At 70.0% G+C, this 19,681-nt stretch carries 19 protein-coding genes; 5 read left to right on the top strand and 14 right to left on the bottom strand.

What is annotated here, in order from left to right; genetic code table 11:
- Positions 1 to 52: 52 nt before the first annotated feature.
- The 5 genes from PLC66_RS13045 to PLC66_RS13025 are packed head-to-tail and all read right to left on the bottom strand — an operon-like array spanning position 53 to position 4,154.
- On the bottom strand, positions 53 to 634 hold the full coding sequence (locus tag PLC66_RS13045; RefSeq protein ID WP_503012204.1) for a phospholipase D family nuclease: 582 nt from the start codon (positions 632 to 634) through the stop codon (positions 53 to 55).
- Complete coding sequence (locus tag PLC66_RS13040; protein ID WP_324541075.1) at positions 627 to 2,009, bottom strand: RsmB/NOP family class I SAM-dependent RNA methyltransferase; 1,383 nt, start codon at positions 2,007 to 2,009, stop codon at positions 627 to 629. Before PLC66_RS13040 ends, PLC66_RS13045 begins: the two co-directional genes overlap by 8 nt.
- Position 2,010: 1 nt before the next feature.
- Positions 2,011 to 2,760, bottom strand: coding sequence for a DUF3108 domain-containing protein (locus PLC66_RS13035; protein ID WP_324541073.1), 750 nt, complete (start codon positions 2,758 to 2,760; stop codon positions 2,011 to 2,013).
- Complete coding sequence (gene purN, locus PLC66_RS13030) at positions 2,757 to 3,422, bottom strand: phosphoribosylglycinamide formyltransferase (RefSeq protein WP_324541071.1); 666 nt, start codon at positions 3,420 to 3,422, stop codon at positions 2,757 to 2,759. The genes PLC66_RS13035 and purN overlap by 4 nt, the downstream gene beginning before the upstream one ends.
- 60 nt (positions 3,423 to 3,482) lie before the next feature.
- Complete coding sequence (locus PLC66_RS13025; protein ID WP_324541093.1) at positions 3,483 to 4,154, bottom strand: hypothetical protein; 672 nt, start codon at positions 4,152 to 4,154, stop codon at positions 3,483 to 3,485.
- A gap of 204 nt (positions 4,155 to 4,358) precedes the next feature.
- On the opposite strand from PLC66_RS13025, the gene mutL reads away from it, so the two are divergent.
- Positions 4,359 to 6,206, top strand: a complete 1,848-nt coding sequence (gene mutL / locus PLC66_RS13020) for a DNA mismatch repair endonuclease MutL (RefSeq protein ID WP_324541069.1) — start codon at positions 4,359 to 4,361, stop codon at positions 6,204 to 6,206.
- Positions 6,207 to 6,249: 43 nt separating this feature from the next.
- On the opposite strand, the gene PLC66_RS13015 is transcribed toward mutL, so the two are convergent.
- The gene (locus tag PLC66_RS13015; protein WP_324541067.1) at positions 6,250 to 6,828 is read right to left on the bottom strand and encodes a YqaA family protein; all 579 of its coding nucleotides are present in this window, start codon (positions 6,826 to 6,828) and stop codon (positions 6,250 to 6,252) included.
- Positions 6,829 to 7,008: 180 nt separating this feature from the next.
- On the opposite strand from PLC66_RS13015, the gene PLC66_RS13010 reads away from it, so the two are divergent.
- The 3 genes from PLC66_RS13010 to PLC66_RS13000 all read left to right on the top strand — a co-directional run bounded on the left by PLC66_RS13010 (position 7,009) and on the right by PLC66_RS13000 (position 10,493).
- Positions 7,009 to 8,778: a diguanylate cyclase domain-containing protein gene (locus tag PLC66_RS13010; protein ID WP_324541065.1), complete on the top strand. Its 1,770-nt coding sequence runs from the start codon at positions 7,009 to 7,011 to the stop codon at positions 8,776 to 8,778.
- Between the two features lie 156 nt (positions 8,779 to 8,934).
- On the top strand, positions 8,935 to 9,900 hold the full coding sequence (gene miaA, locus PLC66_RS13005) for a tRNA (adenosine(37)-N6)-dimethylallyltransferase MiaA (RefSeq protein WP_324541063.1): 966 nt from the start codon (positions 8,935 to 8,937) through the stop codon (positions 9,898 to 9,900).
- A gap of 47 nt (positions 9,901 to 9,947) precedes the next feature.
- Complete coding sequence (locus PLC66_RS13000) at positions 9,948 to 10,493, top strand: DUF1415 domain-containing protein (protein WP_324541061.1); 546 nt, start codon at positions 9,948 to 9,950, stop codon at positions 10,491 to 10,493.
- Positions 10,494 to 10,544: 51 nt separating this feature from the next.
- On the opposite strand, the gene PLC66_RS12995 is transcribed toward PLC66_RS13000, so the two are convergent.
- The 5 genes from PLC66_RS12995 to PLC66_RS12975 form a co-directional block, all read right to left on the bottom strand.
- The gene (locus tag PLC66_RS12995; RefSeq protein WP_324541059.1) at positions 10,545 to 13,616 is read right to left on the bottom strand and encodes an efflux RND transporter permease subunit; all 3,072 of its coding nucleotides are present in this window, start codon (positions 13,614 to 13,616) and stop codon (positions 10,545 to 10,547) included.
- 10 nt (positions 13,617 to 13,626) lie between these two features.
- Positions 13,627 to 14,760 (bottom strand): efflux RND transporter periplasmic adaptor subunit, encoded by a 1,134-nt coding sequence (locus PLC66_RS12990; protein ID WP_324541057.1) that lies wholly within the window; start codon positions 14,758 to 14,760, stop codon positions 13,627 to 13,629.
- 155 nt (positions 14,761 to 14,915) lie between these two features.
- Complete coding sequence (locus PLC66_RS12985; protein WP_324541055.1) at positions 14,916 to 15,353, bottom strand: VOC family protein; 438 nt, start codon at positions 15,351 to 15,353, stop codon at positions 14,916 to 14,918.
- A gap of 11 nt (positions 15,354 to 15,364) precedes the next feature.
- Positions 15,365 to 15,823, bottom strand: coding sequence for a DUF1810 domain-containing protein (locus tag PLC66_RS12980; protein WP_324541053.1), 459 nt, complete (start codon positions 15,821 to 15,823; stop codon positions 15,365 to 15,367).
- Positions 15,820 to 16,077, bottom strand: coding sequence for a hypothetical protein (locus tag PLC66_RS12975; RefSeq protein WP_324541051.1), 258 nt, complete (start codon positions 16,075 to 16,077; stop codon positions 15,820 to 15,822). The genes PLC66_RS12980 and PLC66_RS12975 overlap by 4 nt, the downstream gene beginning before the upstream one ends.
- A 149-nt stretch (positions 16,078 to 16,226) precedes the next feature.
- On the opposite strand from PLC66_RS12975, the gene PLC66_RS12970 reads away from it, so the two are divergent.
- Complete coding sequence (locus tag PLC66_RS12970) at positions 16,227 to 17,042, top strand: Mut7-C RNAse domain-containing protein (RefSeq protein ID WP_324541049.1); 816 nt, start codon at positions 16,227 to 16,229, stop codon at positions 17,040 to 17,042.
- A 25-nt stretch (positions 17,043 to 17,067) separates the two neighbouring features.
- Here the strand turns inward: PLC66_RS12970 and PLC66_RS12965 are convergent, their stop codons facing one another.
- The 3 genes from PLC66_RS12965 to PLC66_RS12955 are packed head-to-tail and all read right to left on the bottom strand — an operon-like array spanning position 17,068 to position 19,671.
- Entirely contained in the window at positions 17,068 to 17,577 is a 510-nt protein-coding gene (locus tag PLC66_RS12965; RefSeq protein ID WP_324541047.1) for a GDYXXLXY domain-containing protein, read from the bottom strand.
- Positions 17,574 to 18,689 (bottom strand): DUF4401 domain-containing protein, encoded by a 1,116-nt coding sequence (locus PLC66_RS12960; protein ID WP_324541045.1) that lies wholly within the window; start codon positions 18,687 to 18,689, stop codon positions 17,574 to 17,576. Before PLC66_RS12960 ends, PLC66_RS12965 begins: the two co-directional genes overlap by 4 nt.
- On the bottom strand, positions 18,682 to 19,671 hold the full coding sequence (locus PLC66_RS12955) for a DUF2157 domain-containing protein (protein WP_324541043.1): 990 nt from the start codon (positions 19,669 to 19,671) through the stop codon (positions 18,682 to 18,684). Before PLC66_RS12955 ends, PLC66_RS12960 begins: the two co-directional genes overlap by 8 nt.
- Positions 19,672 to 19,681 lie beyond the last annotated feature (10 nt).

Below are 19,681 nucleotides of genomic sequence, written 5' to 3'. Positions count from 1 at the left end.
TGTGCGCCGCCACGTTCCACTGCCGACGCGCCCTGAGGCCCGCTGCCGGGCCTCAGGGCCGCCACGGCAGCGAGCGCACCGGCGTCGCCTCGGCGCGGTGGCGCTGCCAGTTGTCGCGGTAGGCCCGTACCAGTGCGCAGTGGCCGCGCACGATCAGCAGGTTCTCGGCATTGCGATTGTGGGCCGACCAGGTGAAGTTGTAGGAGCCGGTCAGCACCGCGCAGCCCGGGCCTTCGGCGTCCACGATCAGGACCTTGTTGTGGGCGGCGTTGTAGCGCGTCTCGAACGCGACCGGCACGCCCCCCGCCAGCAGACGCGGGATGGCGTTGCCCTTCTCGCGCCGGTTCATCTTCGCATCGGCCAGCACCTCCACCTTCACCCCCCGCCGATGCGCCGCCACCATCGCGTCGGCGATGGCACGGCTGGTGAAGACGTAGGCCTGCACCTTCAGGCTGCGCCGCGCGTTGCCAATCAGGTCGATCAGCACCTTCTCGGTGTTGTCGCGCGGCGAAAAAGCGATCTCGATCTCGCCTTCGGCAGCAAAGCGCTGGCTGGCGTGGGCGTTGCCGACCGCGCTCAGGCCCAGCACGGCGAGCACCGCCAGCGCGCCGCGCCAGCGGCGCCGTTCACTCACCCGCGGCCTCGCCGGCAGCGGTCTGGACTGCGGCCGCGCGCTCCATCACCGCGGCAAAGAAGCCGTCGGTATCGTGCCGGTGCGGCAGCAGGCGCAGGCGCTCGCCCGTCTCCAGGCTCACGTGCTGCTGCGCCAGGATGGACTCGGCCGACAGCGGGCGAAACTCGGGATGGGCGGCGAGGAAGGCGTCGACGATCTGGTCGTTCTCCTCCGCCAGCAGGCTGCAGGTGGCGTACACCAGGCGTCCGCCGGGACGGACGAGACGCGCCGCGGCGGCAAGAATGGCGCCCTGCTTGGCCACCATCTCGTCGACCGCGGCCGGCGACTGGCGCCACTTCAGGTCGGGGTTGCGGCGCAGCGTGCCCAGGCCGGTGCACGGCGCATCGACCAGCACGCGATCGGCCTTGCCCGCCAGGCGCTTCACCTTGGCATCGGACTCATGCGCGATCAGCACCGGATGCACGTTGGACAAGCCCGCCCGCGCCATGCGCGGCTTGAGCTTTGCCAGACGCTTGTCCGACACGTCGAAGGCGTACAGCCGCCCGGTGGAGCGCATCATGGCGCCCAGCTGCAGGGTCTTGCCGCCCGCGCCGGCACAGAAATCCACCACCAGCTCGCCGCGCCGCGGCTGCACCAGCAGGCCGAGCAACTGGCTGCCTTCGTCCTGAACCTCGAAGCTTCCGTCGAGGAACAGGGGGTGCTTCTGCAGCGCCGGCTTGCCCGCCAGGCGGATGGCCTGCGGCGAAAGGCGGCCGGCCGTGGCGGCGATGCCGTCGGCCTGCAGGCGGACGAGCAGCGCATCGCGGTCGCTCTTCATCAGGTTGACACGCAGATCGAGCGGAGCCGGGCGATTGAGCCCGTGCGCAAGCGCCACCAGTTCGCCCTCGTCCATCTGCGCCAGCAGGCGATCGGCCAGCCAGTCGGGCAGATCCACCCGCTCGGCGAGCGACATCTCGCCCGCCTCGGCGGCCTTCACGCTGGCCACCCAGTCGCGCTCGGTGGCGCTCACCAGGCCCTCGAAGTTACGCATCGGCCAGCCCTCGCCACGTGCAAACCAGGCCAGCAGCAGCATGCGCGGCGTCGCCTCGGCCCCCGCCAGCCGGCGCAGCCAGCGCAGCCGGCGCAGCACGCCGTACACCGCCTCGGCGATGAAGCCGCGGTCGCGATGGCCCAGTTCGCGGTTGTCGCGAAAGTGGCGCGACAACACCGCATCGGCCGGGTAGTCGAAGGCGAGCACCGCCCCCAGGGCCTGGGTCGCCTGGATGAAGAGCACACGCGAGACGGCGCCCTCGGGCACCTCGGCAGCCGCGGCTCGGGCCGTGCTGGCCGGCTTGCTCGGCCGCGCGGAGCGGCGGGAATTGCTGTTCTTGTTCATGTCATTTCGTCTTCGTTTCTGCCGCGGTTCCGGGGCTGCCCACATCGACCTGCGCCGCACGCTGGTCGAGCACCCCGCCCTTTTCATCCTCGATACGGATACGCACCGGCAACAAGCCGTGCTGCTCCGACAGCCAGATATCGATATCCAGCCCGCCTTCCTCGGCATAGGCCCGCACACGCAAAGCCTCGACACGGCCGATCGGCAGGCTCAGCGTTTCCTTGCCCAGCGGTTCGAGCACCGCCTTCTTCACGCTCTTGCTGGTCACCACCGTCAGCCGCGCGGGCTCCTGGCCCACCGCGATGCGGCGCGCCTGATGCCACAGGCTGAGCAAGTCCTGCGCACCCGCGCCGATCTCGCCCGCGCGCCGCTCGACGCCATCGCGACGAATGCTCACGCGCGCGGCCTTCCAGTCGAAGTGCGCCGACTCCGTCTTGCGCCCGCGTTGATCGACGGTGAATAGCTCGGGGCGCAGGCCGCTGCGATCCAGGGTGCCGACGCTGCGTTGAGCGTACTGCAGGCCGAACAGCCCGGCCAGGCCGCGCGCCTCCAGCGTCAACTGCAGCTCGTAGCGCCCGTCGGCGAGCGTCCATTGGTGGCTGGCCTCGCCCACCTTGAAGCCCTGCGAACCATAATGCACGTCGAAGCGGATGCTGCCCGCAGGCGGCGGCTCGCCGGATCCGGCCTGCAGCCGCAAAGGCAGCGCCGCGGCGCACACCACGAGCAGCCCGAGGAATACGCGCCGGATCACGCCGCGCCCCCCGTCTCCGCCTCGAGCGGCGGAACCGCCCACGCCAGCGCAGCGGCGGCCGGCGGCGCGTGCACCACGACCCGCCCGCCGGCATCGCACGCCAGGCGATCCTCGACGAACCAGCGCACGGCCTGCGGGTAGACGCGATGCTCCTGCGCCAGCACGCGCGCCGCCAGCGCCGGCTCGTCGTCGTCGGGCAGCACGGGCACGACGGCCTGGATCACGATCGGGCCGCAATCGAGCTCGGCAGTGACGAAATGCACCGTTGCGCCATGCACGCGCACCCCGGCCTCGAGCGCTCGGCGGTGGGTGTGGAGACCGGTGAAGGCCGGCAGCAGCGAGGGATGGATGTTGAGCAGGCGGCCCTCGTAGTGGCGCACGAAGCCCGGCGTGAGCAGGCGCATGAAGCCGGCGAGCACGACCAGGTCGGGTGCGTGGCTGTCGATGCAGGCGGCCAGCGCGGCGTCGAAAGCCGCGCGGTCGGCATGCGCCCGGTGATCGACCACGGCGGTGGCGATGCCGTGGGCGCGCGCAAAGGCCAGGCCTTCGGCCTCGGGCCGGTTGCTGATCACCGCGGCGATACGTGCGCCGGGAATGCGCGCCTGGACGATCGCTTCCATGTTGCTGCCGCGACCGGAAATCAGGATGACGATGGACTTCATTGAAAAACCAAGGAACTGAGGGAGAACACGCGGGGCCGCGCGGACACGAGCGCCACCGGCTCAATACACCGGCAGGAAGACCGCGGTGGTGAGGTTCTGGACCACGCGCGTCACCGTACGTTCGGTCTCATCCTCCACCACGTCGGCAAGCACGTCGAGCAGACCGATGATGCGGCCGAACTCGCGTTCGAAGCTGAGATTGGTGACTTCGCCGATCTCGTTCGCCAACAGCAGCGGATTGCCGCTCGCATCGCGTGCCGTGGCCAGCTTCCAGGCCACGATTTCGACGTTGCGGGCCGCATTGTAGAGGTGCTGGGGCTCCAGATCATCCAGCATGTAAAAAACTTCGCGATCGCCGAGCGCCGCCTGCACCATGCTGGCGAGGCCGACGATCAGCGCCTGCACGCGGTCGCCGCGAAAATCCGGGTGCAGCGCGATCTGCATGGACTGCAGATCGCGCCGGTTGCCGAGTTCGGCAAAGCGCCAGCGGTGCTTCTCATCGAAGATGCGCGAGATCGCGACCTCCGCACTCGCCGCGCCGGTCTTGCGCCACTCGGCCGGGTTGCGCTTGTAGAGCTTGTCGGCCAGCCGACGCAGGCTGGCGAAGACATGCTGCTGGTGGCGCTCGGCGACACGATTGATGTCGGTCTTGATCAGTTGTCGCAGGTCGAAGCCGCGCGCCCGCTGCTCGGACGGCGCGGTACCCGGCGAGGAGCAGCCAGCCTGCGTCATCAGCAGCGCCAGGAGCAGCGCCAGGCCCAGCTTGCCACCCCCCGCCTGCGCGCGGCGCGGACACGCCGCGCCGCCGTCGTCCGCCTCGCTCATCGGCAGCCATCCCCGCTGTGAATCCGGGCCCGATCATACCCGACGATCGCAGGGCCGGCGGCAGCCCCGGCCGCCCGATATAATGCGCGCTCTCCTCCTGCACGCCCCCACATGTCCCGCATCCACCGCCTGCCCGACCTGCTGGTCAATCAGATCGCCGCTGGCGAGGTCGTCGAGCGTCCGGCCTCGGTCCTCAAGGAAGTCCTGGAAAACGCGGTCGACGCCGGCGCGCGCGCGATCGAGATCCAGCTCGAGCAAGGCGGTGTGCGCCGCATCCGGGTCGCCGATGACGGCTGCGGCATCGAGCGCGACGAACTCGCGCTCGCACTCGAACGCCACGCCACGAGCAAGATCGCCAGCCTCGACGACCTCGAGCGCGTCGGCACCATGGGCTTTCGCGGCGAGGCCCTGGCAGCGATCGCCGCGGTCGCGCGCACGACGATCACCAGCCGTGCCGAAGGCGCCAGCCACGCCTGGCGCATCGATGCGAGCGACCGCAGCCTGAGCCCGGCCGCGCTCAACCACGGCACCGTGGTCGAGGTCGCCGACCTCTATTTCAACACCCCGGCACGGCGCAAGTTCCTCAAGACCGAGGCCACCGAGTACGCCCACTGCGACGACATGTTCCGTCGCGTGGCGCTGGCGCGCCCCGATATCGGCCTGCAGCTCGCGCACAATGGCCGCGTCATCCACCGCCTGCCGCCCGGCCCGGCGGCGGCACGCGTGGCCGCGCTGATGGGCGACGACTTCGTGCAGCAGGCGCGCGAGGTGCAGGCCGCGGGCGGCGCGTTGCGTGTGGGCGGCTTCGTGTCCCTGCCGGCCTACTCGCGCGCCAGCCGCGACGCCCAGTACTTCTTCGTCAATGGCCGCTTCGTGCGCGACAAGCTGCTCACCCATGCGGTGCGCGAAGCCTACGCCGACATCCTGCATGGCAGCCGACACCCGGCCTACGCGCTGTTCCTGGAGATCGACCCGGCCGGGGTCGACGTCAACGTGCATCCGGCCAAGATCGAGGTCCGCTTCCGCGAGGCGCGGGCGGTGCACCAGTTCGTCTATCACGCGCTCAAGCGCGTGCTGGCTGAATCCGGCGCCGGCCGCGGCGAGGCGGGCGCGCCGCAGGCGGCGGACTCCAGCCTTGCGGCGCACTGGGCGGCAGGCGCCGCCACATCGCCCCCCAATCCGACCGCCAGCGGCGCGCAGAGCGGGCTGCGCAGCTGGCCGCAGGCTGCGCAGCAGGGCCGGCTGGCAATGGAGGCGGCGAGCCGCTCGTATTTCGACTTTGCCGCCAGCGCACGCCCGCCCACGGCGGACCAGGACGCGCAGACGCCGGCCACGCCTTCCGGGCCGGCCGCCACCTTCGCGGCCGGTGGCGGCAGCGCGCCGCCGCTCGGCTTCGCGCTCGCCCAGCTGCACGGCGTCTATATCCTGGCGCAGAACGCGAACGGCCTCGTGCTGGTGGACATGCACGCCGCGCACGAGCGCATCCTCTACGAGAAGCTCAAGACCGTGCTCGACGGCCGCCCGTCGATCCAGCGCCTGCTGATCCCTGCGGTGTTCTCGGTCAGCGCCAAGGACATGGCCGCCGCCGAGGAGTGTGCCGACGTGCTCGAAGGCATGGGCTTCGACGTCAGCGCCGCCGGTCCGCAGGAGCTCGCCGTGCGCAGCGTGCCGGCGCTGCTCGCCAACGCGCCCGTCGCCGAGCTGATGCGTCAGCTGCTGCAGGAGCTGCGCGACTTCCCCGCGACCGAGGTCGTCACCGCGCGGCGCAACGAACTGCTCGCCACCATGGCCTGCCACGGCGCAGTGCGCGCCAACCGCCAGCTGACGATTCCGGAAATGAACGCCCTGCTGCGCGACATGGAAGCCACCGAGCGTGCCGATCAGTGCAACCACGGCCGGCCGACCTGGACCCAGTTCAGCATGGCCGAGCTCGATCGCCTCTTCATGCGCGGCCAATAGGCGGCACTGGCCCGGCGGCACAGGGCCGCACCGGGGCCCGGCCTCACATCCGGTACGCCAGCACCCCGATCAGCACCACGCCGACCGTTGCCCAGCCGAGGCGATCGACGTACTTGTGCAGCACCGCCTCCATGCTCGCACCGCCCCAGGCCATCAGCGCCGCGACGATGAAGAAGCGCGCCCCACGGCCGATCAGCGAGGCGATGGTAAACGGCAGCAAGGCCATCGAGGCCACGCCGGCCGCAATCGTGAACACCTTGTAGGGGATGGGCGAGAAGCCGGCGACGAAGATCGCCCAGAAACCCCAGGCTTCGAACCATTCCACCGCACGCAGATAGGCCGGCCAGTAGCGACTGTCGCGCAACCAGGGCTCGATCGCATCGAAGGCGTAGTAGCCGATCAGGTATCCGAACAGCCCGCCCGCCACCGAGGTCAAGGTCGTCAGCAAGGCAAACCACAGCGCGCGACGCGGATTGGCCAGGCTCATCGGCGCCAGCATCACGTCGGGCGGAATGGGAAAGAAGGACGACTCGGCAAAGCTCAGCCAGCCCAGGAACCACGGCGCGCGCCGATGCCGCGACCACGCCATCGCCCGCGCGTACAGCGGCGAAAAGATCTTCAAGACGACCCTCCGGGGAGTTCAGGATTAGAGCAGGATCAAAGCGAGGCGCAATCATAACCGCAGGCGTGCCAGACGCGAGGACCGTCGCGTACGTATGCGTATTGCAGGCCATGCGCGAAGGCCCGAGAATCAAGGTCCTCCGTGATCGCCCCTCAACCTGACCAACGGACCCCGCGCGCCATGCCGACCCGCCTCCTCCAGTCCGTCTCGCTGCGGCTCGTGCTGATCGTGCCGTACGTCGTGCTCGTCGTCGGCCTTGCCGTGGCGCTTGGCGTACTGTCCTACTCCGCGGGCAGCAGGGCGGTATCGACGGTGTCCGAACAGCTGCTGCTCGAGACCGTGAGCCGCATCTCGCAGGCGGTGGACCGGCACATCGTCGGCTCGAGTGCGGTTCTCGAGTCCGCGTTTCCGGACGGCATGCCTGCCCCGCCGACGATCGAGCAGGACTTCCACGACATCCGCAACCGCTTCTGGGTCGCCACCTCGATCCATACCGACCCCAACAATTACGTGTACTACGGCAACGAGGCCGGCCAGGGCCTGGGCCTGTATCGGCACGGCGCCGAGGAGGTCGAGCTGCGCATGAAACTGCGCGCCGACGAGCACCGGGCCATCTATCGCTTCAGCGGGCTCGACGGCCACCTGCAGTTCGTGCGCCGCGAGAGCAGCCTGTTCGACCCGCGCAGCCGCCCCTGGTACGCCGACGGCAAGACGGCCGACGGCCACACCTGGACTTCGGTCTACATCGACTTCGGCACCCTGCAACTTGTCGCCACCCGTGCCCGACGCGTGCTCGGCCCGGCCGGGCTGTTCGAGGGCGTGGTCGCCACCGACGTCGCGCTCAAGGCCCTCAACGATTTCGTTGGCCGCCTCAAGGTCTCGCCCAATGGCGTCGCCTACATCGTCGAGCCCGACGGCAACCTGATCGCGTCCTCGGCCAGCCCCAATGTCGTCAGCCTGCCCGGCGGCGGCTACGGCCGGCTACAGGCGGGCAGCAGCGAGCATGCCTTGCTGCGCGCGTCCTATCAGATCGTGCGCGAGCGGATCGCCGCACGCGGGGACGAAAGCCTGCCGCGTGTGTTCGAGTTCCACGACGCCGAAGGCAGCCTGGTCCATGCCGCCATCGACCGCATCCGTGACGAGGCCGGGCTCGACTGGGTGATGGTGGTGGCGATGCCCGCCAGCGACTTCCTTGGCGGCGTGATCGACAACGTGCGCCGTACCGTGCTGCTCGCATCGATCGCCGTGCTGGTCGCCGTCGCGATCGGCTTCGGCATCCTCAACTGGGTGTCGCGCGACCTGCGCCGGCTCGCCGCCGTCGCCAGTCGCATCGGCGATGGCGACCTCGAGACGCCGGTCGGCATCACTCGCCGCGACGAACTCGGCGAGCTCGCGCGCAGCTTCGAGCGCATGCAGGACCGCCTGCGTACCGACCGCCTCACCGGCATTGCCAACCGCGAGGCCTTGCTGCAGCAGCTCGAGCACCGGCTTGCGCGGGCGCGCGGCGACCGTCGCAATCCGCACGTCGGCGTGCTCTTCATCGACCTCAACCGCTTCAAGGAGATCAACGACAGCTTCGGTCACGAGGCGGGCGACCGCGTCCTGCAGGAGATCGCCAGCCGCCTCGCCGACAATGTGCGCGCCAGTGACTTCGTCGCGCGCTACGCCGGTGACGAGTTCGTGATCCTCACCGACCCGGTCGCCGGCCGCGAAGCCCTGGAACAGGTGCGGCTGCACATCGCGCGCGTGCTCGACGAACCGCTCGCGGCACTCGCCGGCGCCGAGGGTGCGCACAGCGCCGGTGGCGCCATCGGCAGCGCCCTCTTCCCTGACGATGGCGACAGCCCCGAGAGCCTGCTGCGCCACGCCGATCACGCGATGTACGCCAACAAGCTCAGCACCTGCGGCACCGCCCCGTCGGCCGTGCTGCGTTTTCCCCAGCGACCGTGAGAAGAGCTTGGGACAAGCTGTGGATAAGCACCGCAAGTATCTGTCGGCGCTGACCAATCACGCCTTGCTCGAATTTTGTGCAGCAGCCGATGGGTCCGCTACGCGATAATCCCGACCTTTGCCCTGCCGACCGCGCCCTGGTTTGCCCCACGCCACTTGAACGAAGCCCTCTCAGCCCCTCTCCCGCCCGCCTTGCTGCTGCTCGGCCCCACCGCCAGCGGCAAGACCGCGTGCGCGCTGGCGCTGGCGAAGGCCTTGCCGGTCGAGATCATCAGCGTCGACTCCGCGCTGGTGTATCGCGACATGGACATCGGCACCGCAAAGCCAAGCGTGGAAGAACAGGCGGCCTGCCCGCATCACCTGATCGACATCGTATCGCCGGAGGACGCCTACTCCGCCGCGCGCTTTCGCGCCGACGCCATCGAGCTGATGACGCAGATCCACGCCCGCGGCAAGATCCCGCTGCTCGCCGGCGGCACCATGCTCTACTTCAAGGCCTTGCGCGACGGTCTGTCCGACCTGCCGGCCGCCGACGCCGGACTGCGCCGCGCCATCGACGAGGTGGCGGCACTGCGTGGCTGGCCGGCCCTGCATGCCGAGCTCGCCCGCCTCGACCCCGACGCCGCGGCACGCCTGGAACCGGGTGACGCGCAGCGCATCCAGCGCGCGCTCGAGATCGTCCGCCTCACCGGCCGGCCGCTGGCCGAGAGCTACGCGAAGAAGGAAGACGCGCCCCTGCCCTGCCGCCTGCTACCCATCGCGCTGGCCCCTGCAGACCGCAGCGCGCTGCACGCGCGCATCGAACAGCGCTTCGACGCCATGCTGCACGCGGGCTTCGTTGACGAGGTCCGCCAGCTGCGTCGTCGCTACCAGCTCGATCCGGCGATGCCCTCGATCCGCTGCGTGGGCTATCGCCAGGCCTGGGAGTACCTCGACGGCGACATCGGCTACGATGAACTGCGCTTCAAGGGCATCGCCGCCACGCGCCAGCTTGCCAAGCGCCAGCTCACCTGGCAGCGCCAGTTCCGCGACACCTGGCCGGGTTTCGTCGAGCTCGACTGCCTGCGCCCCGATCTCGCCGGCGCCGTGCTTCAGGCCGCACTGCGCCTGCTGCACGCCTGAGCCTCGCCTGGCTGCTCAATCCTTTCCAACCTGCCGGAGCCCATCCCATGGACGAACAGATCATCGCCGACGTCGAGCAGTGGCTCGACGAGGTCGTCATCGGCCTCGAACTCTGTCCCTTTGCCGCCAGGCCGCGACGCGAGAAGCGCGTGCGCATCGCGGTCAGCCACGCCAGCGACGAGGAGGCCCTGCTCAACGACCTGCAGGCCGAGCTCGAGCGCCTGTCCGACACCCCGGCGGCGGAACTGGAGACCACGCTGCTGGCGATTCCGGACATGCTCGAGGACTTCGCCGACTACAACGACTTCCTGGACGCCGTCGACCTGTGGGTCGAGCAGTTCGGCTGGGAAGGCGAGCTGCAGGTGGCGAGCTTCCATCCGCAGTACCAGTTCGCCGACACCGAGGCCGACGACCCGGGCAACCTCACCAACCGCTCGCCCTGGCCGCTGCTGCACATCATCCGCGAAGACAGCCTCGAACAGGTCATCGAGCACTACCCGGACGTCGACGCCATCCCCGAGCGCAATGTGGCGCGCATGAAGGCGCTCGACGAGGAGACGCGCAAGCGCCTGTTCCCCTACCTGTTCGGCTGAACTGCACGGCGACCTGCAACAGGGGCGCGACGCGCCACGCCCCCCAACGGATCACGCCGTCGAGGCCTGCGGTTCGGCCTGCGGCATCTCCCGCTCCTTGCGCGCCAGCAGGGTGTAGACCGTCGGCACCACGAACAGGGTGAAGAAGGTGCCGATCAGCAGGCCGCCGACGATCACCCAGCCGATCTGCTGGCGGCTCTCGGCGCCTGCGCCGGTGGCGAGCGCGAGCGGAATCGCGCCCAGCACCATCGCCCCGGTGGTCATCAGGATCGGACGCAGTCGCAGCACCGCCGCCTCCACCACCGCCTCGCGCAGCGCCTGACCCTGTTCGCGCAACTGGTTGGCGAACTCCACGATCAGGATGCCGTGCTTGGTGATGAGGCCGACCAGGGTCACGAGGCCGATCTGGCTGTACACGTTGAGCGTACCGCCGGTCAGCCACAGCGCCCCGAGAGCGCCGGTCATCGACAGCGGCACGGTGAGCATGATGATGAAGGGATCGCGGAAGCTCTCGAACTGCGCTGCCAGCACCAGGTAGATGAAGGCGAGCGCGAGCACGAAGACCAGGGCCAGGCTGGCCGAGCTCGACTTGAACTCGCGCGACTGGCCGTCGTAGTCGGTGCCGTAGCCCGGCGGCAGCAGGCGCTCGGCCGTGGCCTCCATCCACTGCAAGGCCTCGCCCAGAGTGTAGTCGGGGGTCAGGTTGGCCGAGATCGTCACCGAACGGCGCTGGCCGAAGTGGTTGAGTTCGCGCGGCGCGACGCGCTCGCTCACCTTCACCACGCTCGCCAGCGGCACCATGTCGCCATTGCGCGCGCGCACATAGATGTCGCGGATATCGCGCGGATCGCGGCGGTCGTCGGCCGCCACCTGCACGATCACCTCGTACTGCTCGGCGTCCTGCTTGTAGCGGGTGACCTGGCGACCGCCGAGCATGGTCTCGAGCGTGCGACCGATGACGTCGACCGCCACGCCAAGGTCCGCCGCGCGGTCGCGATCGACCTCCACCGCGAGCTCGGGCATGGTCAGCTTGAGGTCGGTGTCGGGTGACACGAAGCCGGGGTTGTCGCGCATCGCATCGAGGAAGGTATCGGCGACCCGGGCCAGATCCTCATAGCTCTCCGAGGTCGACACCACGAAGCTCACCGGCCGCGAGCGCGCGCTCTGGCCGAAGGAGGCCGGCAGGCTGGGGAAGGCATTCACCCCGGTCACCGCGCGCATGCGCGGCTGCAGCTCGGCGGCGATCTCGGCCGACTTGCGCTCACGCAGGTCCCAGTCTTCGAAACCGACGAAGGAGATGCCCTGCGACAGGGTCGGGTTGCCAGCGATCACCAGGTAGCGATCGACCTCGGGCAGACTGCTGTAGATGTCCTCGAGCTCTTGCGCATAGCGCGCCATGTATTCCAGCGTCGCCCCTTCCGGACCGGTGAACAGGCCGATCACGCGGCCACGGTCCTCCAGCGGCGCGAGCTCGTTCTTGAGCTGGCCCATCAGCCAAACCGAGCTGCCCGCCACGCAGGCGAACACCAGCATCACCAGCCAGCGCAGCTTGAGCGAAGCCGACAGCACGCTGCGGTAGCCGGCAGTGAGGCCGCCGAGGAAGCCCTCGATCGCGTTGTACACCGGCCCATGCTTGCGCTCGTGGCGCAGCAGCTTGGCGCACATCATCGGCGACAGGGTGAGGGCGACGAAGCCCGACACCAGCACCGCCCCCGCCAGCGTCAGCGCGAACTCGGTGAACAGCTTGCCGGTGCGACCGGTCATGAAGGCGACCGGCGCATACACCGCGGCCAGCGTGATCGTCATCGCCACGATGGCGAAGCCGATCTCCCTGGCGCCCTTGAAGGCGGCCGCGACCGGCTCCATGCCCTCCTCGATGTGGCGGTAGATGTTCTCCAGCACCACGATCGCATCGTCGACCACCAGCCCGATCGCCAGCACCAGCGCGAGCAGGGTCAGCGTGTTGATCGAGAAGCCGAAGGCGAACATCAACGTGAACGCTCCCACCAGCGACACCGGGATCGTCACCAGCGGCACCAGCATGGCGCGCCAGTTGCGCAGGAAGAACAGGCACACGCCGGCCACCAGCAGCACCGCCTCCCATATCGTCGTGAACACCGCGTCGATCGAGCGCTCGATGAACACCGTGGTGTCGTTGGCGATCGTCATCGACATGCCCTCGGGCAGCTCCGCCTCCAGCCGCGGCAGCATGTCCACCAGGCCGCGCTTGAGATCGAGCGGGTTGGCCGTGGCCTGCTTGATGAGGCCGATCGAGATCGCCGGCCGCCCCATGAAGCGCACCGAGGTGCGCTCGCTCTCGGGCGCCACCTCGACGCGGCCGACGTCACGGATGCGCACCGGGTAGGCGTCGGGCGTGCCGGCCTGGCGCAGCACCACCGCCTCGAACTGCGCCGGCTCGACCAGGTCGGTCTGCGCCACCACCGCGAACTCGCGCTCGCGGCTCTCGATGCGGCCGGCCGGCAGCTCCACGTTCTGGCGCCGGATGGCGTCCTCCACATCCTGCACGGTGAGGCCGAAGGCGGCGAGGCGATCGCGGTCGAGCCAGATCCGCATCGAATAGCGGCGCTCGCCGAACACGCGCGCATCGGCCGCCCCGGGCAGGGTCTGCAGGCGCGGCTTGATGACGCGGCTGGCGAAGTCGCTCATCTCCAGCGGCGAGTGCCGATCGGACGAGAACGCAACCCAGATGATCGGGCTGGCATCGGCCTCGACCTTGGCGATCACCGGCTCGTCGATGTCGTCGGGCAGGCGCTGGCGCACGCGCGACACGCGGTCGCGCACGTCGGCCGCGGCGCTGTCGGCGTCGCGCTCGATGCGAAAGCGCACGGTGATCTGGCTGCGCTCCTGGCGGCTGATCGAGGACAGCACGTCCACGCCCTCGATGCCGGCGAGCGAATCCTCCAGCGGCTTGGTGACCTGCGACTCGACGATCTCGGCGCTGGCGCCGCGGTAATTGGTGTCGACCGTCACCACCGGCTCGTCGATATTGGGGTACTCGCGCACGGTGAGGCGCGAGTAGGACATCATCCCCACCAGCAGCACGAGCAGTGACAACACGGTGGCGAACACCGGACGGCGGATGCAGATATCGGAGATAAGCATCGCGTCCGCCTCAGTCCGTCGCCAGCGCCACGCCGCCGGGCGCGGTCGCCAGCCTCACCGGCGCGCCGTCGCGCAGCTTGAGCTGGCCGGCGGTCACCACCACCGCCCCGGCCGGCAGGCCGTCGACGATCTCCACCATCGCACTGCGGCGCACGCCGGTCCGCACCTCGACCCGCTGCGCCTTGTCATCGACCACCCGATACACGTACTGCACATTGCCCGGCGCCGGCACCAGCGCGGCCTCGGGCACCACCACCACGTCGCTGCGCTCATCGAGGATCAGGCGCACCCGCGCAAACACCCCGGGGCGCAGCCGCCCGTCCGGGTTCGCCAGGTTGGCGCGCAGGCGCACCGCCCGCCCCTGGGCATCGACCAGCGGATCGATCGCATCGACGGTGGCTTCGAAGCGCTCGCCCGGCAGGACGTCGCTGGAGACCTCGACCACCTGGCCGCGGCGCACGCGGTCGAGGTACTGCTCGGGCAGGCGGAAGTCGAGCTTCAGGGTCGCGATGTCCTCGAGGTTGATCATCGCGTCGCCGTCCTTCACGTAGTCCCCGGGACTGACGCTGCGGATGCCGACGATGCCATCGAAGGGTGCGCGAATCTGCATGCGCTCGAGCCGCGCCTGGGCCAGCGCGACGCCGGCACGCGCCACCTCGAGCTGCGAGCGCGCATTGTCCAGGCTGCTCTGGCTGACGAACTTGCGCGCGAACAGATCCTGGCTGCGGCGGAAGTTGGATTCGGCCAGCGTCAGGTTGGCACGCGCCTGCTGCAGTTCGGCCCGCTGCACGGCGGCATCGAGCTCCACCAGCACGTCCCCGCGCCGGACGGCGGCGCCATCGCGAAAGCGGATCGCCGCGATCCGCCCCGGCACTTCGGGCCGCAGCACCACCGACTCGTTCGACACCAGCGAGCCCACGGCCGACACGTCGTCGGCCAGCACCTGGGTGCGCACCGTGTGCGCCTCGACCAGCACCGGCGCCGCCGCACCACTCCCCGCCCCGGCGATGGCGGCCGGCGCGGGCGCCGATCCGGCGACGGGAGACTGACCGGGTAATCCACGGTTTGCATACCAGGCGAAGGCGGCCACGGCGGCGAGGCCGACCAGGCTCAGGGCGATGACGGGAGTGCGACGCAGCGACATGGAGGTTGGTGTTTGCTCAGGGCTCGAGGGCGAACCATTGTAGGGGGCGCGGCGACAGGCCGCGGCCGGCGAGGATGAAGCGCTAGTGACGGACAAGGACGCCGGCCGATGGTTTCCGGCCATGACGGCCGGTCCGGGCAAGCCAGGGCGCGCGCTCAGTCATCCGGCAGCGGCCACTTGGGATTCCACACCACCTCCCACAGGTGGCCGTCGGGGTCCTGGAAGTAACCGGCGTAGCCACCCCAGAAGACGACTCGGGCCGGCATCGCGAGGCGGGCGCCCGCCGCCGCGGCCTGCGCCATCACGGCATCGACTTCCTCGCGGCTTGCGACGTTGTGGCTGAGCGCACATTCCACCGCCCCCGCCGGCGCGGCACCGCGTTCGAGCCCCACACCCGCGTCGTGCGCGAGGCTCGCGCGCGGATAGAGCGCGAGCTTGAGCCCGGGCTGCAGATCGAAGAAGGCAACGGCGCCTTGCTCGAACTCCGCGCCGACGATGCCCTCGGTAGGCCAGCCGAGTCCGTCGCGATAGAAGCCGACGGCCCGCTCGAGATCGTCGACGCCCAGAGTGATGACGCTGATGCGTGGTTTCATGGCCATGCCCCCTATCGATCGCGTCCAAGCAGCCGCAGCGTACGCTCGTCGGCGACGCCACCGTAATAGCGCTCAAGCACCGCCGCAAACAGCGGATCGGCCTGCGGCAGCGCGGCAAACAGCGTCATCGACGAGCGTAGCTTGAGTTCATCCGGGTAACCGAGGATCTGTGCCGCACTACGGCCCTGCAAGGCCAGCAAGGCCCGCGCACACTCGCGCAGGCGCGCCCCCAGCAGCGGATGACGCAGATAGGCCTGTGCCTCGTCGAGGCTGCGGATCGCATAGTGCTGCGCGGTCGGACTGAGGCCGAGGCCCGCCAGCTGCGGGAACACGAACCACATCCAGTGGGTGCGCTTTTCCCCACGGCGCAGTTCGGCGAGGGCCTCGTCGATCACCCCTTGCTGGGCGCGCACGAATCGATCGAGGTCGAAGCCATCGTCCGCCGCAGGGGAGTCCGCTGTGCCAGTCATCGACATTGCAGCTGGCCCGATTGCGCATGAACGACGCACTGCAGGCCGCCGCACTGGCAGTTGTGCAGGGTGGATGCTGCGCTGCGCGAGGTGCCGAGCTCCACGCCCCGCGAGCACATGCACTCCGGCGGCTCGAGGCTGGGCAGGCCCTGCGCCTGGGTGTCGGTCGCCAGGGGGGCGGCGCTGAGGACAAGGAGCGCCACGGCCACGCCGAGAACGCCCGCAACGCTGAGCAGGATGGATCGGATCTTCATCTGTCGACGCTCCATGAACGGGGTGCGCCAGCCGTACGCCGGTTGCGAACGAGGACGCGGTGCGACGACGCAGGCCGCCGCCACGCGCTATCCTGCTCCCGTTTGCACTGCGCGCAAAATTCCCGTCCAGCCAGACCCGCCTTGCACCGATGTCAGACCTGTCCAGCGCCGACGGCGTCCCGCCGGTCACCGTCCGCTTCCGCTTCTATAAGGAGCTCAACGACTTACTCGCCCCGCATCAGCGCTACCAGGCCTTCGACGCCCGCTGCGCGCGCGACGCCACCGTCAAGCACATGATCGAGGCCCTCGGCGTCCCCCATACCGAGGTCGAGCTCGTGCTCGTCAATGGCGAGTCCTGCGGCTTCGCGCGCCTGCTGCGCGACGGCGACCGCGTGTCCGTCTACCCGCGCTTCGAGACCTTCGACATCAGCCCGCTGCTGCGCGTGCGCGCGCACCCGCTGCGCGACACCCGCTTCATTGCCGACGCCCACCTCGGCGGCCTCGCCCGCCTGCTGCGGCTGACCGGCTTCGACACCCTGTACGACAACCACTATGCCGACGACGAGATCGTGGCGATCGCCACGCGCGAGCACCGCATCGTGCTGACCCGCGACCGCGAGCTGCTGAAGCGGCGCAGCATCACCCACGGCTGCTATGTCCACGCACTCAAGCCGCCCCAGCAGGCCGCAGAGCTCTTCCAGCGTCTCGATCTCGCCCGCAGCGCGCGCCCGTTCACCCGCTGCCTGCAGTGCAACGCGACGCTGCACCCGATCGACAAGGCCTTGATCGCGCACCGCCTGCCACCGCACGTGCGCGAGCATCAGCAACGCTTCAGTAGCTGCGAGGGCTGCCAGCGCATCTTCTGGGAGGGCTCGCACTGGCAGCGCATGCGGCGCCGGGTCGCGGAACTCCTCAGCGCCGCAGCCGACGCCTCGGCCGGCCCCGACTCGGGGCAGCCGCGCTGAATCCGCGCCGTCGCGGGCTGCGGTGCTAGCGGCGCACAGCCCCCAGCCGATGCAGCTCGCCATCGAGCAGGTGGGTCAGCAAGGCCGTACCGTCCGGCGCGACGCGAAACTCGCCCCAGCGCGCGGCCTCGAAATCGGCCGCCGTCCCCTCCTGGAAGAAGAAGGCATTTGGCCCCACACTAAAGCCGCCATCACGGCGGCGAATGCGCATCGCCACCTGTCCGGGCTCGACCACGCCTTGCTGCGCCAGGCCGGCAAGGCTCGCACGCGCCTGCTCATCGAGCGCGACGACGGCGAAACGCGGCGGCTCGCGGCCGCGCGCATGGGGCGCGGGCAGCGCGTTGTCGATCGCGAAGCGCAGCGCCATGTAGTCGCCCTGCATCAGCGAGCGCGGATCGACCGGCGCGAGTTCGAGCCGCACGACCTGGCCTTGCGCGATGATCGCCTCCTTGCTGTGGATCGCCTGCAGCGCAAGGCCGCACACGAGCGCTAGCGCGCCCACGATGGCCAGCCTCAGCCCCATGACTGCGCTCATCCGCCCACCCCCCTGCGGCTGCCGACCAGCCCTTGGCGCAAGCCGAGCAGCACCAGTCCGCTGGCGGCAAGCAGCATCGACTTGTCGAGCAGCGTGGTATCCAGGCGATAGTAATACTCGCCAACGTAGAGCACGGCCGCGAGGACGGCCAGCGCGGCCAGCAGGCGTTGGCCGCCGTGAAAGCAGACCAGGAAGAGCGTCGCCGCCACAATCAGCCCCGGCGCCGGCTGCGATGCCAGCGCCAGCAGCAACCCCGCGCCGAGGGCGTGCGCGCGCGCACGTGGCGAGGCCTCACGCAGCAGGCGCAGCGCGACCGCGGCGAGCACCAGCGTAGCGCCCACCGACAGCAGGGAGGCGCCATAGCCGCCGCCGAAGGGCGCCCAGAACCAGACACGCCCGCCCGTTCCGGCACTGATCGAGACAGCGAGCGGCATCGCCAGCGCCGCCAGCGTCGCCGCGCGCGCCACCGCGGCCAGGAGGCCGTCCGGCAGCGCAGCGCCCCTTGCCGCCCCGGCAGCCCACTGCGCGCGCGTCAGCCACAGTGCGCAAGCCGTGGCCAGCAGGGCGACCGCGAACAGGGCCATCCCCGCCCCCGCGCCGAGCACGACCGCGACGTCGAACGCCAGGATCAGCCCGCACAGCGTGCGATGCAGCCGTGCCGTGCGCGGTACCATCATGAGCGCCGCGATCAGCGCGCCGAGCATCGCCCAGGTCGTGCTGCGCCCGGAGAAGGCGCTCCAGCCCTCGCCCACGGCCGACACGACCAGCGCCTGGCCGGCGAGCGAGAACGCCAGCGCCATCTGGTCGGTGAACAACTGCCCGCGCCGGAACAGCCACAGGGCCCCGCCGCACAGCAGGCCGCCGACAAGGGCGCGCACCAGTGCGCTGTCACCGACGAAGGCGAGCGGCAACATGAAGGAGGACAGGATCAGCAGCGACGCAAACCAGGCCGCCAGGGTCTGCAGCACCTGAAGCCAGGCGGGCACGGCCGGCGCCATCGCATCCTGCGCCAGGCGCGCCGCCTGTCCCGGCTCGAGCACGCCCTGGGCCTCGAGCCGCGCCAGCAGGCCGTCTGCCTCGCCCCCCTCCAGGCGCAGTCCGGCCTCACTCATGGGCGCCCCCCAGCGCTGCGTCCTGGCGGTGCAGGCTGAGCAACCACACACCGGCCCAGGCCGAGGCGCCGATGATGACGAGCCCGACCAGATTGACGGTCAGGAAGCTCTCGCCGGGCAGCAGCTTGGCCAGCCCCGCGGCGAACACCGCGATCGCGCCGTATACCACCAGCCCCACGATCGCCAGGTCGCGCCGCAACTGCAGATAGACGATCGCACCCACTGCCGCCACGCACACGAAGGCCAGCAGGGCCGGGCGAAAGGCCGCCTCCCACCAGCCGAGCACCGCCCCCACGCACAAGGGCGCCAGCACGCCGAGCGCCGCCAGGCGCTGGATTCGCCGCGCGGGGCGCAAGAGCAGCCGGCGCTCGAAGGCCTCGAACACCAGCAGCACCGCCAGGTTGAGCGCCGCCACCAGCAACAGCGAACGGGCATGGAACAGGGTATCGACGAAACCCCACCATACCGACTGCGACAGCGCCCGCATCAGCGCCGCATTCGCCACCACCAGCCACAGCGCCCAGCTCGCCGCCGAGCGCGACAGCAGGGCGAACGGCGCCATCAGCGCAGCCCACGCCGCGAACAACTCCCAGACGTCGGCGCCGGTCTGGTAGGTCTGGCCGATCAGGGCCAGCAGCGCGCCGGTGGCGACGCAGGCGCCGAACAGCAGCGCCCGGTAGGCGGTGCCGAAGGCCTCGACCCATATCGCCGCGCCTGCACAGGCGGCCAGGGCGGCAAAGGCAAGGCCAAACTTCGCGTAGCGGTGCAGCTCGTCCCAGTTGAAGGCGAAGAAGAAGATCAGCGCCGCGCCCAGCAACAGCACGCCGCCGAAGGCGAGCAGGCGGTCGAGCACCTGCCGCCATTCGTCCGCGCTGGGGTGGAGCGACGCCTGCCGGGACGCAGCGGCAAGCTGCTGCGGTGTCAGCAGGCCGGCCTCGGCAAGGCGGAACAACAGGGCACGTTGATCGGACGTCGAGGGCATGGCCGCGCAG

The sequence above is a fragment of the Thauera sp. genome (assembly GCF_035444905.1).
Lineage (GTDB): Bacteria > Pseudomonadota > Gammaproteobacteria > Burkholderiales > Rhodocyclaceae > Thauera.
The sequence above is the reverse complement of the archived record's forward strand: the minus strand, read 5'-3'. Positions and strand labels throughout refer to the sequence as shown.